Source organism: Providencia sp. PROV080 (assembly GCF_033688105.1).
Lineage (GTDB): Bacteria > Pseudomonadota > Gammaproteobacteria > Enterobacterales > Enterobacteriaceae > Providencia > Providencia zhejiangensis.
Genome location: NZ_CP096346.1, coordinates 2,422,384 through 2,439,349 on the forward strand (window position 1 = coordinate 2,422,384; position 16,966 = coordinate 2,439,349).

At 38.9% G+C, this 16,966-nt stretch carries 10 protein-coding genes and 1 pseudogene; 8 read left to right on the top strand and 3 right to left on the bottom strand.

Going from position 1 to position 16,966, the window contains the following annotated elements:
* The first annotated feature begins 143 nt into the window (after nucleotides 1–143).
* From M1F03_RS10655 to M1F03_RS10690, 8 genes and pseudogenes are all read left to right on the top strand, one after another.
* Nucleotides 144–2,852 carry a type VI secretion system tip protein VgrG gene (locus tag M1F03_RS10655; protein WP_318839923.1) on the top strand — a complete coding sequence of 903 codons (2,709 nt, stop codon included), beginning with the start codon at nucleotides 144–146 and terminating at the stop codon, nucleotides 2,850–2,852.
* 1 nt (nucleotide 2,853) lies between these two features.
* The gene (locus M1F03_RS10660; RefSeq protein ID WP_154623085.1) at nucleotides 2,854–4,776 is read left to right on the top strand and encodes a phospholipase D-like domain-containing protein; all 1,923 of its coding nucleotides are present in this window, start codon (nucleotides 2,854–2,856) and stop codon (nucleotides 4,774–4,776) included.
* Between the two features lie 3 nt (nucleotides 4,777–4,779).
* On the top strand, nucleotides 4,780–5,745 hold the full coding sequence (locus M1F03_RS10665) for a DUF6396 domain-containing protein (RefSeq protein ID WP_154623086.1): 966 nt from the start codon (nucleotides 4,780–4,782) through the stop codon (nucleotides 5,743–5,745).
* 2 nt (nucleotides 5,746–5,747) lie between these two features.
* The gene (locus M1F03_RS10670) at nucleotides 5,748–6,737 is read left to right on the top strand and encodes a DUF6396 domain-containing protein (RefSeq protein ID WP_318839924.1); all 990 of its coding nucleotides are present in this window, start codon (nucleotides 5,748–5,750) and stop codon (nucleotides 6,735–6,737) included.
* Nucleotides 6,738–6,811: 74 nt separating this feature from the next.
* Nucleotides 6,812–7,729, top strand: a complete 918-nt coding sequence (locus tag M1F03_RS10675; protein WP_413242962.1) for a DUF6396 domain-containing protein — start codon at nucleotides 6,812–6,814, stop codon at nucleotides 7,727–7,729.
* Between the two features lie 12 nt (nucleotides 7,730–7,741).
* A complete protein-coding gene (locus M1F03_RS10680) occupies nucleotides 7,742–8,005 on the top strand; it encodes a PAAR domain-containing protein (RefSeq protein ID WP_251464284.1) in 264 nt (87 codons plus the stop codon).
* Nucleotides 8,002–9,126: an alkaline shock response membrane anchor protein AmaP gene (locus tag M1F03_RS10685; RefSeq protein WP_251464286.1), complete on the top strand. Its 1,125-nt coding sequence runs from the start codon at nucleotides 8,002–8,004 to the stop codon at nucleotides 9,124–9,126. Before M1F03_RS10680 ends, M1F03_RS10685 begins: the two co-directional genes overlap by 4 nt.
* 439 nt (nucleotides 9,127–9,565) lie before the next feature.
* A pseudogene (locus M1F03_RS10690) lies at nucleotides 9,566–9,927 on the top strand (Arm DNA-binding domain-containing protein); the annotation flags it as partial.
* Between the two features lie 384 nt (nucleotides 9,928–10,311).
* On the opposite strand, the gene M1F03_RS10695 reads toward M1F03_RS10690, so the two are convergent.
* From M1F03_RS10695 to M1F03_RS10705, 3 genes are all read right to left on the bottom strand, one after another.
* Complete coding sequence (locus M1F03_RS10695) at nucleotides 10,312–11,877, bottom strand: DKNYY domain-containing protein (protein ID WP_251464288.1); 1,566 nt, start codon at nucleotides 11,875–11,877, stop codon at nucleotides 10,312–10,314.
* Between the two features lie 849 nt (nucleotides 11,878–12,726).
* Nucleotides 12,727–12,870, bottom strand: a complete 144-nt coding sequence (locus M1F03_RS10700; RefSeq protein WP_154635653.1) for a hypothetical protein — start codon at nucleotides 12,868–12,870, stop codon at nucleotides 12,727–12,729.
* A gap of 829 nt (nucleotides 12,871–13,699) precedes the next feature.
* Complete coding sequence (locus M1F03_RS10705; protein WP_154625029.1) at nucleotides 13,700–16,939, bottom strand: type I restriction endonuclease subunit R; 3,240 nt, start codon at nucleotides 16,937–16,939, stop codon at nucleotides 13,700–13,702.
* Nucleotides 16,940–16,966 lie beyond the last annotated feature (27 nt).

A 16,966-nucleotide genomic window follows, 5' to 3' on the forward strand; every position in this document is an offset into this window, starting at 1 on the left:
TTATTCAATATTGTTTCACATTCAATTTGTCTTTATGCGCAGTAATCCGTTATCTTAACGTAAATTACTTAACATTAAAGTGGGTAACCTCACTCGCGGCTTATTGTATTTTCGGTTACCACGGTGGACACAAAGGAAATAAGATGAGCTTAATGGATAATGCACTACGACCTTTTTTATCCCATAATCGCTACCAGCTTGCTGTACAAGGTTGCCAGACCCACTTAGATGTTGAGCACTTCACGGGACGTGAAGCCATTAGCGAAACGTACCGTTATCAGATTACCTTTACTTCCACAGAGAAAAACCTGCAAGCGCCACAGTTTCTTCGCCGCAGTGCTGATTTTACCTTTTCGTCACCCACTCCACCGCTGGCTGCGCTGAACACACTGACTGAACCGCAAAAACGTGTTCATGGCGTGATCACCCACTTCAAGCGGCTGTCTGGCTCCGCTGATGAAGCACAATACCAAATTGTGATAGAGCCATTTGTCTCTCTATTACGTCATCAAATGCGCTCTCACCGTTTTTTCTTAAATAAATCCGTGCCGGACGTCATTGACCTCATTTTGCGTGAGCATGACATGAAAGGCTGGGAGTTTGAATTTCATTTGCAGCGCCAATACCCCAAGCGAGAGCAAATTAACCAAATCAATGAGAGTGATTGGCAGTTTATTGAACGCCTGTTAAGTGAAGTGGGGATTTTCTATTCGTTCAGCTTGCAGCCGGATACCAAAACCGAAGTCATTCATTTTGGGGATAGCCAACGTGCGTATGTGTATGATTTGCAGCTCCCGTTAAACAGTCCTTCTGGCATGAATGATAATGGCGTGGAGAGTGTGTGGGGATTATCGCTGCGTCATCAAGTGGTGGAGCGTAGTGTGACCACCAAAGATTACAATCACCGCCAAGCAATGCAAACCTTGCAATCCATTGAAACGGACATGACCCGAGGCAATGGCGACGACATCAATTATGGTGATGTGTACCATTATCAAGCTCGCCACCTTGAGCGCGGTGAGAAGTACCAACCTGAAACGGAAACCGCTCACTTTTGGTCACGCCTTGACCATGAGCGTTTTCTGGCTCGTCAGACTCAGTTGCACGGTAAAAGTAACTCACCGATGCTAACGCCATTATTGGTGCTCAAAATTACCGATAACCAACTGCCTTCAACATTACCGTCTGACTTTCAATCTGAAATCTTAATCACACGCTTGCGATTTTCAGGTAGCCGCAGCAATGCCTTAGTCGTGCAGTTTGATGCAACGTCGCACACCGAAACTTTGTGCTGGCGACCAGCTCTCAAACCTCGCCCCGTGATTGCAGGCACATTGATGGCGCGTATTACCAGTGCCAAATCCCACGATATTTACGCTCATCAAAACGAACACGGTTTTTATTGGGTGAAATTCGATGCCGACCGTGATGAAAAACCGACGGGGTATGAAAGTATGCCCGTACGACTGGCGAAACCGTACGCAGGCGATACCTACGGCATGCACTTCCCGTTAATCCAAGGAACAGAGGTTGCCATTGCCTTCCATGAGGGTGACCCAGACCGACCGTATATCGCCCATGCGTTACATGATTCACATCGTCCCGACCACATCACTGACAAAAATAATACCCGCAATGTCATTCGTACCCCTGCGAATAATAAGCTACGCATGGAAGACAAACGCGGGGAAGAACACATCAAATTCAGCACCGAATACGGTGGCAAATCCCAACTCAATTTAGGGCATCTGGTTAATCAAGGGCGTGAAAAGCGCGGTGATGGCTTTGAGCTGCGAACCGACAGCTGGGGGGCGATACGTGCGGGGAAAGGGCTGTTTATCAGCACCGATTTACGCACTAAAGCCTCTTCAGAACAACTGGATATGCGCGAAGCCAAGCAACAACTGGATGATGCGTTGAACCTAGTGAGCTCCCTACGGGAAGCAGCCGAAGTCGCAAAAGCAGAGCTGGCAGACATGAAAGCTCAGCAACGCTTATTAACTGAGTCCATCAACGAATTGCAGCAGGCAGCGTTATTGCTTAGTGCGCCAGCAGGTATTGCCTTAACCTCACCCAAAACCGTACAGGCTCACAGCGGTGAAAACATTACCCTGACGGCCAATAAACAGGCAGATATCTCAGTCGGTAAAAAAATCACCTTAGCCGCAGGCCAAGCCATCAGCTTATTTGCTCATACCCTAGGAATCAAAGCCTTTGCAGCAAAAGGCAAGGTAGAACTTCAAGCCCAAAGCGATGAAATGCACCTCACGTCACTCAAGGACATGACCGTCACCAGTACCGGCGGTAAAACCGTCGTTGCCGCTAAAGATGAACTGCTATTGACCTGTGGTGGCGCCTATATTCGATTAAAAGGCGGGCAGATAGAGTACGGTAGCCCCAATAACCAAACGGTGAAAGCCACTAATTGGGTGGTTGAAGGACCGGCGTCTATGGATGTCACTCACCCGCAATTTCCACAATCGATGCCAAAACAAACCTTGCGTTTTCAACTGAGCTCCTCACCACAAAGCCCGATGAAGGCGCGTGCATTTGAGCCGTATGAACTGTATGCCAATGGAGCACTGATTTTAAAAGGTATGAGTGATGCGCAAGGTAATGTCCAAATTGACCATGATATTCCCACAGATAGCTATCAACTGTACCTACTCAGTGGGGATCGTTATGACATTACAGTGCCACCACCTGCTGAAGATGATGACAGTAACGAGCCTACAGTCAATATTGGATTTAGACCAAGCGCACCTAGCCAAGAGCGTGAAAATGCACGCATTGGCGATGCATGGGGCCAAAACCTTTCAGAGTTTTTAACCGCATTCAAAAAGGATAAGTAATATGTCTGGAGGTAATTGGAGTCAATTCCCGCTAGGAGTTCAACTCCCAACATCAGCAACGCCACCGATGATTGATATACCAGTATCAAGTTGCATGGTGGCACATGTGACGCCAAGCTGGATACCTGAACGAACGAAATACCCCATGAGTTTATTTACCTATGCACCATTAATTAATGGACAACAAACCTTTGCTGCCGTTGCGGAAGCTATTCGTAAAGCGAAAAAAAGTATTGATATTATTACATGGGGCTTTCAACCCTCTATGTATTTTGAACGTAGTTCGGATGCCCGAGAAGGTCAATATCCGATGATTGGCGAGTTGTTAGAGCAAAAGGCCAATGAAGGTGTGCAAGTGCGTGTACTTGTGTGGTTTGATCATGTGGGAAAACATTTTGAGAAAAGCTTTCCCGGTTGGGGGAAACAAGTGATATCGCCATCCCAACTCAATGATTTTCTTGTCTTTGGTGCAAAGCTCGATTATCAAACCCAAAAACAATATCAGTTTGATATCGCTTGGAACCGTAAAGTTCATATGGGCCTTGTCAAAAACTTGTCAGTACGGACTCGTGATATTGCAATGAGTATACCTGATTCGCGATTAAAAGATGTTACGGCGCGAACCAATCATCAATTTTCGAGTCAAGAAACTGAGCTAAGTGCTCGCTGGGCTGCTTTAGCGGCTGGTTCAACGCATCATCAAAAAGCGGTTTTAATCGATTATGAAGAGCCTGAAAATGCGATTGGTTTTGTGATGGGGCACAATATGCACTCGGAATATTGGGATCAAGATGCACATGCCATCACTCGTTATAAGGAAGAGTCATGGCTTGGTCGCGATGGCGTAACTGCGTGGCAGGATACCTCAAACTGTGTGTATGGTGAGCTACTGTATGATTTAAATGATAACTTTGTGTCGGCGTGGAAAAAAACTGATGGTTTTTTCGCCAGCAAAGGTGACGATGTAGAGCAACTTGCACAGAGAGAAAGTCGCTCACGATGTGACTATATCCCGACACCTGAGCATATCAAAAAACTCAACGCCCATTACACATTTTTAGCCAATAATCCTTTAGTTCCCACGGGCGGAAAAATTTGCCGAACCCAGCCACAACACGATGAATACGATATATTAAAAGCCTATGATCATGGTGTTAAACATGCCCGTAACTACATCTATTTTGAAAACCAATATTTTCGTTTGTCATCTATAGCGACCAATTTACGGGATATGGTTGAAGAACGAAACCGACGTTTTTTACAAGCTGCTGAAACTGACAGCAAATTACAAAGCATTAAACCACCTCCGTTCTATCTTTTTGTTGTCACTAATTCAACGGAAAAACCCTCTGTCGGAAGTTCGAATGAAGTAGGCGGTTATCAAACTTATAAGATGTTAGAACAACTTGGTCGTCGAGATTTAATGAAAGAGCACGTTTACGATCAATCGTTCAAACCTAAGTCGGGTTATTGGGGGGTCTATATTCGAAGTGAAGATATCAAAAGCCCTGATGATATTCAGCCTGAAAAAATTGAGGGGCTAGAAACAATGATCTGTACACTTGTCTCTCCTGATTCGGATAGATGGCAGCAAGTGTATGTACACAGTAAATTAACTTTAGTCGATGATACCTTTTTAATTCAAGGCTCTGCCAATATTAATTTACGCAGCATGGCATTCGACAGTGAAATCGCCGTGATATTGCAAGATACCGATGATTTTCCAATTGTGAAGCCGTTAAGGGAAAAGTTATGGGGATTGCATAAGAGGACGGGGAGTGTTTCAAGTGATTTGACAGCCGAATTTAAAGAATGGAAAAAAATAGTTGCTATAAATGCGAGCAATAAAAAAAATAAAGAATCACCTAACGGATCATTAATCCTTTTTGAAGATAAAACTATTAGCCTAAAAAATGCGGATTAACTGATGAACATAGAAATAAAAATCGCATTATTATTGGGATTTATTCTGCTGACGAGCTGTAAGCCTATCGATAAAAAGGACGTCACTGTGACTCAAAAAACAGAACCTGATTTAACTTTCACTTGTGTGTATGAAAAAGACACGCTACCCCCTGTTGATCCGGAAGCGGATGTTTGGTTTAAACAAGCGCGTGAGCTTGAAAAAGTGAATAAACATCAACGAGATTATAAGCAAATTGGTGATCTCTACCGCAAAGCCGCAGAGCGTAATCACCCTAAAGCCATGCTTAACTTAAGTAACTTAATCAGTTATGGCAAAGTGCCCCCGATTGGCGGGAAAGGCCCAGCGCAAGAAGTGTGGGATATTATCCAAAAAATGGCTAAATTGAATATCAGCTATGGTTATTACCAAATGGGACATTATCTCGATACGGGTTATGGTGTACCTGCTGATAGAACGAAAGCGTTAGCTTATTTTAGGCAGGCTGCCGATTTAGGCAGCCCAGAAGGGCAATATGTTATTGGTGATATTTTTCTCGCTCAACGTTTATCAGATAAAGACAATCCTGCTTATCAACCTGAAATTGGAAAAAAAATGCTTGCTTGTGCTGCTCAACAAGGTAATAAAGAAGCTGCATTTACAGCAGCGATGTTTTATAAGAGTGTGGAAAAAAACTTTGACATAGCATTAGAATTTTTTCAATTAGCATCGGAAAATGGACATAGAATCTCAGCTTCAATACTCATTGATACATTTAAAATAGACACAACACCAAAAGACTATTATTACCTAGCGGTTAAACCAGACCCAGAACGCTCAGCCCGTTATGAAGCAATTGTCAAAGAAATGGATGCTTCTGACGAAACCGCCAAGTTCCCCGATATCGATAAAATCGTTCCCCTCCCCCCTGCTGAACTCCCTGAGTGGGATGGGTCCTTTGAATATAAAAAACAGGTTGAAGGACAATAATCATGACTTGTTCCTTTTTATCCTCTAACCATCTAGCCTGTCAATATGCTGTCGTCGTATTAGGCTTGCTATTGATGGGTTGTAAACCCATTGATAAAAAGGACACCATTGTAACTCAAAAAACAGAACCCGATTTAGCCTTCACCTGTGTGTATGAAAAAGACACATTGCCTCCCGTTGACGCTGAAGCCGATGTTTGGTTTAAACAAGCCCGTGAACTTGAAAAAGTCAATAAATCTCAACGGGATTATGCTCAAATTGGTGCACTCTACCGTAAAGCCGCAGAGCGAAATCATCCTAAAGCCATGCTGAACTTAAGTAACTTAATCAGTTATGGAAAAGTCCCCCCAGTTGAAGGCAAAGGTTCTGCACAAGAGGTATGGGACATTATTCAAAAAATGGCAAAATTAGACATCAGCTATGGTTATTACCAAATGGGACACTACCTCGATACAGGCTATGGAGTCGTCGCTGATCGTACTAAAGCTTTAGCCTATTTTCGCCAAGCGGCTGATTTAGGTAATCCAGAAGCGCAGTATTTTATTGGTGATATCTTTATATCACAACGAGTTTCAGATAGCGATAATCCAGCTTATCGTCCCGATATTGGTAAAAAAATGCTTGCTTGTGCCGCGCAACAAGGACATGGAGAAGCCAGTTATAATTTAGCTGCGTACTCAAGAGATGTAGAAAAAAATATTGATAATACTTTAAAGTTTTTTCAAATTTCCGCAAGGAACGGGTATCGAATGGGAGCTTCTATGCTAAGTAAAGCATTTTCTCCAAATTCAACACCTAAAGATTATTATTATTTACCAATTAAACCTGATCCAGAACGCTCAGCCCGTTATGAAGCAATTGTCAAAGAAATCGATGCTTCTGACGAAACCGCCAAGTTCCCCGATATCGATAAAATCGTACCCCTCCCCCCAGCTGAACTCCCTGAGTGGGATGGGTCCTTTGAATATAAAAAACAGGTTGAAGGACAATAATCATGACTTGTTCCTTTTTATCCTCTAACCATCTAGCCAGTCAATATGCTGTCGTCGTATTAGGCTTGCTATTGATGGGTTGTAAACCCATTGATAAAAAGGACACCATTGTAACTCAAAAAACAGAACCCGATTTAGCCTTCACCTGTGTGTATGAAAAAGACACGCTACCACCCGTTGATCCGGAAGCGGATATTTGGTTTAAACAAGCGCGTGAACTAGAAAAGGTCAATAAATACCAGCGGGATTATAAGCAAATTGGTGTGCTATATCGTAAAGCAGCCGAGCGAAATCACCCCAAAGCCATGTTGAATCTCAGTAACTTAATTAGTTATGGCAAAGTCCCCCCGATTGAAGGCAAAGGCCCCGCACAAGAGGTGTGGGACATTATTCAAAAAATGGCAAAATTAGACATCAGCTATGGTTATTACCAAATGGGACATTATCTCGATACGGGTTATGGTGTACCTGCTGATAGAACGAAAGCGTTAGCTTATTTTAGGCAGGCTGCCGATTTAGGCAGCCCAGAAGGGCAATATGTTATTGGTGATATTTTTCTCGCTCAACGTTTATCAGATAAAGACAATCCTGCTTATCAACCTGAAATTGGAAAAAAAATGCTTGCTTGTGCTGCTCAACAAGGTAATAAAGAAGCTGCATTTACAGCAGCGATGTTTTATAAGAGTGTGGAAAAAAACTTTGACATAGCATTAGAATTTTTTCAATTAGCATCGGAAAATGGACATAGAATCTCAGCTTCAATACTCATTGATACATTTAAAATAGACACAACACCAAAAGACTATTATTACCTAGCGGTTAAACCAGACCCAGAACGCTCAGCCCGTTATGAAGCAATTGTCAAAGAAATGGATGCTTCTGACGAAACCGCCAAGTTCCCTGATATCGATAAAATCATGCCCCTCCCCCCTGCTGAATTACCAGAATGGGATGGTACGTTTGAATATAAAAAACAACAGGATAACCAATAAAAGGATCTTAACATGCGCGCACTTGTTCGATTAGGTGACAAAACTACTCATGGCGGCGAAGTTATTTCCGCTTCTGGCTCGATGATGTACGGTAAGCCCATTGCCTTAGTGGGAGATAAAGTCAGTTGTCCGAAAAAAGGACATGGTGTCAATGCCATTTTACCCGGATCAACGCGCATTTTAATATCCGGTCGCCAAGCGGCATTGAATGATTTTCAAACCGAATGTGGCTGTACCCTCATTGCGAGCCTTTCCTCGTCAGGTGAACAGTCATGATGAGTTGGAAAATCCCCTCTTTAGAGCATCCACCAGAGCCTCCATTACCGCGTGTGGGGCTTTGGTTGTTTTTGGTTGTTCTCATTGGTATTGCTGGATTTGGTATTGGCGTGTATTTATCTTCAATTACCTTATTGTCTAGCGAAATCAGTAACAATCAAATAATCGCTTTATTTGTTGTTCTTCCGGTGATCATTATCTTGTTCATCCGATTACTTGTTTATTCAATCACGGCTTATCGTCATCAACTTTTTACGAATATGTTAGATGACGCCCACAATGAATGGCGTTATTGGGCGGGTAAGCACCTTGGATTATTAACGCATTCACGATTAACTCAAATCGATGAAGAGAAACTAGAGGGCGTACCTTTATCTTCATTACCAATCAATAAAGATAATATATTGACACTAAACGCCTTGAAATCCCTTTCTTCATGGGAAAAACAAGAAACGGCGATACAAAAATTGCTTGCCCCAATCGCGGCATTTTATCATCAACACGCTCTCACACAGCCGATAACACTGTATTGGCAAGCAGAAGAAAGTGGGACTAATTGGACGGAACTTATTGAGCAGGAAGCTGCTCGCCTATCATTGCCACTTGAATCTGTTGAAATATTACCATACATGTCTCTCAGTGAATGGCTATTGACACTGTATGAAAACTCCTTTGAACCTAAGTTATACGCTATTTTAGCATTTCAATTAGACTCAACGGCGAGTGAAGAGGCCGCTAGTCTATTACTCGCCCCTCAAGGATTCTACGAGAGTTTAAGAGTACCTATCAAAGCGAAGATCCTGCGCCCAATATCTACGGATAAAGAATCTTTTTCTGATGCATTGAAAACACAATGTGAATTTCAATTAAGTGGAGAGCAATTAACCGCCATCTGGCATAGTAATATTAGTGATAATAATAAAGGGGAATGTATTCAGGGTTATATTCAGCAAAACATGGCTTGTCTTTCTGAATATTTTTATGATGCTGATGCCCTACTAGGGATAAGCGACTTAGCAAGGTATGGAGTGGTGTTGTCTTTAGCAAGTGAATCACCACAACCTGTACTCATTACTCATCAAAATGGGAACAATCTGTTCTTACAACAATTAGTTACCTAACACCACATACCAAGAAATGGGTATTAATGAATAGTCTAGAGTTACGCTTTTATTCAGGTGCTCCCTATTATGAATAGCCTTTATGCTGATATACTTTTACTTAGATAATGTTATCAGCACTAAGTTTAATACGATACTTTTCTCTAAATGAGTACACCGCTGAGTACAAAATATAAACCTTAAAATAAAATCATTATGATTCAATTAAATAACCTAAACCTAACGGTTTAATGTGTAAGCCTATACTCTAGTTTTAGATTGTCTCATTAAGCATCATTTAAAAACAGCATAAAATTCATAATATTACTATGGTTTTATGCTGTTTAATGTCTCACTGAATTTCATGAAAACTCACACCTAAATAAATATATTGCTTATTTATCTTCTCTTTTTTCAGTGAGTATAATCATATAAATCCACATAATTACTTGAATTTATTATATTTACTGACACAAAATACAGAACAGCAAAATCTAAAGAAAAACTTTCCGTATCAATGACTTCAACGGTTTGTACCTTGAAGTGATACCTAATGGTAAAAAAGCTGGCAGTTTCATTTTCAAATAAATGGAAAATCGAGCATGCTGGCATTAGGCAACTACCCATTGGTAACACTAGCTGAAGCCAGATCTAAATGTGATGGATGCTAGAAAACTCGTCTCAGAAGGGATTAATCCAACACAAGCTAAGCAACTAGATAAGATCAGAAAAGCGAACGAATCTGCAAATACATTTCAAATCATCGCAAAAGAATGGTTGCAAATGAAAGATTGGGCTGATGTGACCAAATACCGTCGCCTTTGATAGACCCTGTAAATAATTCTGTGTATCTGTAATTTCTTACGGCCATAAGCATAGTAAAATCGTTAATGTTAACTTCTCCATTACAATATAGAGAATCTAACTATAATCATCCTAAATTTTCATAAAGAGAGGCTAATAATATATTATTTAATTAAAGGCGCTGTATATTTATTCACTGACAAAATAGTTTCAATAGTAATAGACTGTTATCTCTAACACTCGAAAGATAAGAAAAGATTAATTTCAAAGAGAACAGTATGATGTGATTGCTAGAACAACAATGCTATCAAGTAAATGATGAGCAATGCATAACTTCTTTTAGCGAGTCATCATGATAATAAGTGACCTTGGCCACTTATTATCTAAATACTCATTGTTGAATTAACCAAAAGTGTAATAACGCTCAACATCCTTTTCCGCATACTCTTGGTGTGTATATCGATGCTCTTCGTAGTAATAATAATTTTTATCACGCCCAATAGTAGGCTTAATCACTGTAAAGGTCTCAACATCAACACCTTCAAGTAAATGTGCCTGACACCAGATGTTTTGCCCAACACGGCAAAAATTGCTTTTTGGATAAAAATATAATTCACCATCATCAGGTAGTGTTAATGGTTGAAGTTGTTGATTGAAGTACCATATATGCTGCTTATCACGCCAATAAGCCCCATGATAAACATCAATGAGTTCTACTGTTGACGCATCAGCGTTCTCTATATTTTTCCAACAAATCCTAACATTGTTAGCATCTTTCACTAACCCTAAACGCCAATCAACAATTTCAAAACTGTGGGGATCGAAACCTTCTAATAATTTTGTTCCCTCCCAGACATGTTTTTTATCGAGATAATAATTTTCTTGTTGGCGAAATGTTGCTGCGTCAGCATGTTCTAACACACCGTTATAATAAAAGACTTGATTACCCGATATTGAAAATATGTTGTCAAATTTTGTCACAGTACGAGGGTCGACCCCTTCAATTTTAAAAACTCCCTTTTGGTGGTTTGAGCCGTAAAAAGCATTTTTATCGATATAATGGCTATCATTGATTTTTTGAAAAGTTGCCATATCCACGGTGATAGAGCCAAGCTTAAATTGACGATTTTCTATCACAGAAAACCATAATGTATTGTCAATTTGTAATATAAAGTCAGTGTCGTAATCCCCCTCAAGCAAACGAATCGTTTTTCCTAATAAATTCGTATCTATCAATATGGGCATATTTAACGATAGCTTAGGATGCAGCCATACCGAATTATTGTCAGAATAGATATTGTTTAAACTATCGGTAAATATGCGCTTAAACGTGAAAGGATTAGCATTAGGCAATACCTCATTTTCCCAGCTAACAACCTGAGTTCCATTAGAGAAGAAATCTGTGTTTTTAATATGAATACGGTTATCTGGGGTCGCATTACGCAAATATATATTGTACTGACGTTTAGTTTGATTCCATAATTTGCTATCAATCCATTTTTTTATATTATCTTCACTGGCATCCTCAAGCTCTTGCAACCACTCCTGTGCCCAGTTTGGAGTATCAAAACGAGTGACTTTATCTGATAGGGTTGATTTGTCTTTTTTAACAATCAAAGTACCTGCGATATTTTCACCATATATTACCGTCGCGGTAGTATTTCTTGCGACAAAAGAGGCCGTTGTTTTTAAAATCTCAACAAGATGTAAAATATTATCACTAAGCTCATCCGATACTAACCATAATCCACAACGTAAAACTGCCTGCTGTTTATCATGTAACAACAAAAAGCGTAATTCATCTGAAGGGGCATTGAGATAAGTTAAAAACGATTGAGCAATGGTTTGTTGCTGTAATTTCTGGGCATGACCTGATGCTTCTGCTATCGTAAATTCTGATTTTAACCAACGATCAAAGGCTGCCCGTGATAAAGGTATTTCTCCAAATAAATACTGCGGTTCTGCCATAATATATTCCCTCTTACTAACGCATATGTTCTATCGTCTTGTCTCCCTAAGAGTAAGTAAACCTACATTTCCCTTCAATAAATAGCCATCGATAAAGGAATATACCTCAAATGCAATTTAGGGGGATAGACAGAGATGTCAGTGTCTTTTAATGATAACCGTACATCATGGATAGACAATAAATTGACTTAGGCAACAATATTACCCGTTATTTTGTTAGTAGGGAAAATATTTTTTAGAAACCGCTTAGCGTTTCGTGAATAAATCTGCGCCTCTGTATTCATGATATAGAGAATGACATTTAAAATTAAATTAACAAAAATATCACTTTAAATACATTTGACCATCATCATGATAAATAGGCTAATCTAATTGGAAAATCTCTAACAAACATAGTTATGATATTTAATCATAAGAATTACTCAAACAAAAAACCACGATAAAATATATCATACCAGTTTGATTTTGTTATATCACCCACAGTAAAATCCACTACATGGGGCTAGTGACAATGACTTTTTTATATTTACTATTAAGAATAGGCTCATTATTAAATATACTAAAAAATCATTGAGTGAATATACATAAATCTTATTCAGTTATTTTATAGATATCATGAGCCATTCTCATTACTCTCACATTTTTCCCTATAATTCCAATGATATTCCTCCTTCTATTTTGCTTGTTTTTTGGATTAACTTTAATATCCAAGATATTGAAATAACAATATCAAATAGCATTTTCCATGCTTCTATATAGGAATTTAATTTTCAATATAAATAATACTATTATCTGTTCATATAGCACCAATCATAAATTCACTTTATAATGAATTGATTGAGTTATATTTTAACGTTCTACAGCTGTATCATTGTTTGATAAGATTTCTTGACTTGAACTTACCTCACCCTCTTCATTATTGATGATGCTATCTTGACATGCTAATAAAAAAGTCGTTAATAAAACCATTATCACCATTGTTATTTTATTCATAAATTCACCTCATCACATTTAATTATCACCATTAATTGATTTTTCTATTATCGATAATCCATAAAAACATTTCATTAAAATTATTATTCATTCTTAAAATGATGTCCATATTTAATATTTATATAACAATAAGATACCGTTAATGGGCTCCACCACTAGCGATAAAATTCCTCTTTGATATCTGTAGTTCTTTAAACTATAGCATAGAATATAAAAAACACCTTTACAGTAAAAAATAAAAACAAATAGCTTTGCAGAAAATAAAACAGGAAGAAAAACCTTATATTTAATACTTATTATGATTGATATCCGTATATTCTCTCACTAATGACTTCATTTCCTTATCTTTATCATAAAACATAACAATAAAAACTGTTATTAAGTGAGCACATGAAAAAAAGTTTCATCTTATTGATATTATCATTTAATTAATCAGTAATTTTATGTCTATATTTTATTAATCATCATAAATATTAAAGCCTATTATTAGTTATAGAGTAACATTGATTATATCAACCTTTATTCTTATGCATCGATTTTACTCGTTATATCATGACTCGTGTTATTGATAATCAACTAATATTTTTCGAGATTTAGATAAGATGATTACGTTTATTAACGATAAATAGGTATATCTTTATAGAGTGCGGTCATTAATAACAAGAGAGACGATAATTTTTTGTTTTATCCATAGTGCAAAGACATCCTTGTCTACTTAGCTTAAAGTGATACTGTCATCACTAGATTATTAGCTCACTTTTATCTCACTCCGGCACTCCATTAGTGCCCCTTCTTCGCTATTAGCGCATAAATATAAATCGAGCTTCATTCACTCCGAACTTAATAGTTCATTTGATAGTAATTCAGCCTGTGCCAGTACAGTCTCTGTTGCCAACAATGACATATCGGGCGGATAGCCATAGCGGTTAAGTAAGCGTTTTACGATCACTCGGATTTTTGCTCTAGCAGATTCTTTTATTGTCCAATCTAACGTTACATTGCTACGAATCATTTCAGTCAAAACCACCGCGAGTTCTCTCAGTTTATCTTTACCAATTAACTCTTTAGCACTGTCATTTTCAGCAACCGCAGTATAAAAGGCATATTCATATGGCGATAATTTCAGCTCATTTGCCTCTGCATCTACTTTGTTAATATCTTTAGCTAATTTGATTAACTCATCGATAACCTCAGCTGCCGTTAAAATTTTATTTTGGTAGTTTTTTATCGCTCCACTAAGCATTTCCATTAGTTTTTTACCTTGAATAATACTAGTGGTGGTTCTAACTTTTATTTCATCTGCTAATAGCTTTTTCAATGTTTCTAATGCAATATTTTTATGTTGATAGTCTTGCATCTCCATTAAAAACTCGTCAGACAGAATTGATATATCCGGTTTTTTAATTCCAGCTGCATCAAAAACATCCACAACTGTATCAGTCACTAATGCCTGATCAATAGTTTGTTTAACTCTTAGCTCTATATTTTCATTACTTGTTATTCCTCCAACCGTATTATCGAATTTCACCAAGCGCGCTTTCACCGCTTGAAAAAAAGCGATTTCGGGTGTGGATTCCATTGCAATGGGATGAGGAGTCGCGAGGGCAAATGCTTGAGACAATGCTGTCACTGCGGTGAGAAAACGTATTTTTCCTTTACCTTCATCCAGCCCTAAAATGAAATCTTCTGCTTCTAAAATAATGGCTAATTTACGAGAAGTACTTGCAGTAAAATACTCTCTATAATCAAAACCAAATAGCATTCCTTGCAGAATTTCTAGTTTCTCCTGCATCACAGTAACGGCTTCATCCTGATCTAAGGTTGGTTTACCTTTCCCCCCCGCATCCGAATAAAAAGATAGCGCCGATTTTAAATCAGCCGCAATACCTAAATAATCAACGACCAACCCACCTGATTTATCCTTATACACTCGGTTAACACGTGCAATGGCCTGCATCAGATTATGGCCTTTCATCGGTTTATCGATATATAAGGTGTGCATACTTGGAGCATCGAATCCTGTGAGCCACATGTCTCGGACAATGACTAATTTAAGTTTATCATCCTCATCTTTCATACGGTTAGCTAATAGCTGTCGATCTCTTTTCGTTGTATGATGTTTAGAAATTTCAGGTCCATCAGATGCAGAAGATGTCATCACAACCTTAATCACGCCGTCATTAAGGTCATCGCTGTGCCATTCAGGTTTTAACGCAACTATTTCATTATATAAATCCACAGCAATACGACGTGACATTGCCACGATCATGCCTTTACCTTGATTAGCATTCGCGACTAAACGTTCTTCAAAATGGGTCACTAAATCCTCAGCGATCGCTTTAATTCGTTCCTTGCTACCAATAATTCCCTCAATACGAGCCCATTTTGCTCTCTGCTGTTGAGTCAATGTGAGCTCTTCTTCACTAAATTCCTCATCAAAAGCTTCTATAAGCTGTTTGCCTTCTTCGCTAATTTTGACTTTGGCTAAGCGACTTTCATAATAAATCGGTACTGTTGCACCATCTTCCACTGCTTGGGCAATATCATAGATATCAACATAGTTACCGAATACAGCTGGTGTATTCACATCCGTTTTTTCAATCGGTGTTCCTGTAAATCCAAGGTAGGTTGCGTTAGGTAACGCATCTCGCATATATTTAGCAAACCCATAAACGGTTCGCTTACCAACAACTTCTCCTTGTTCATTTTTAACATCAACCTCTTTTGCACCAAAACCATATTGAGAACGATGCGCCTCATCAGCAATGACCACAATATTGCTGCGATCTGAAAGTAATTCATAAATACTGCTACCCGTATCGGGTTGGAATTTCTGAATAGTCGTAAATATCACGCCACCCGAACCAACCTTCAGTAATTCTTTCAATTCTTCGCGGTTGTCGGCTTGCTTTGGTGTTTGACGTAATAATTGCACCGCAGATGAGAAGGTACCAAAAAGCTGATCATCTAAATCATTACGGTCTGTAATAACCACTACGGTTGGATTATCGAGTGCCAATACAATTTTTCCGGTATAAAACACCATAGAAAGCGATTTACCAGAACCTTGTGTATGCCAAACAACCCCTGCTTTTCTATCACCTATTTTTTGTTCTTGTACTAAGTGCTGCTTATTACGCCCTTGATAACGTAATGCAACTTCTGCTGACGGGGAGTCTGCATTCACATTTGCGGCACGTATTGTCGAAAGTACCGCTGCGTTCACTGCATAATATTGGTGATAAGCGGCCATTTTTTTGACCGTTTTGATCGAGATAATGCCATTTTTATCTTCCTGTTTGCTCGACTCAAATACAATAAAATAGCGGATCATATCGAGTAAGGTCACTGGATTTAGTAAACCTTGCGTTAATACTTCTAATTGTGGTTGCGTTCTTTTCGCTTCAGTCATGCCATTATCGGTTTTCCATGCCATAAAACGCTCAAAATCAGCCGATAACGTTCCAGCTTTGGCTTCCAATCCATCAGAAATAACACTAAAAGCGTTGTAGGTAAATAAGGATGGAATATCCTGTTGATAGGTTTTTATTTGTTTATATGCCCCTTCTATCGTGGCATTTTCATCAGTCGCATTTTTTAGTTCAATAACGACAAGCGGTAAGCCGTTAATATAAATAATTACATCAGGTCGACGCTCTTTACGATCTTCTCTAATGGTTACCTGATTAACAACAATAAATTCATTATTATCAGGCTGTGAAAAATCCACCAGCCAAATATATTCACCTTGTGTATGGCCATTTTTGGTCACCTCAATATTAATTCCTTCCGTCAATAAACGATGAAAATTGAGGTTATTATTCATTAAATCTGGGGAGTTTATTTGTGTAACTTGTTTCAGTGCTTCTTGGCATTTTTCTTCGCTCAAATGAGGATTTAAACGCTTTAATGCTGTTAATACGTTTTCCTGAAGGATGACTTGGTTGTAGGCGCGTAATGAATTAATGCTTGTTGGCTCTATATCAGGACCATAAACATATTTATAGCCTAACAGTTGTAATTGCTCAATCGCCATTTTTTCAATATCGGATTCCGTCATTTTTGACATTATTATCATCCTATCAGGTAGAGGTAA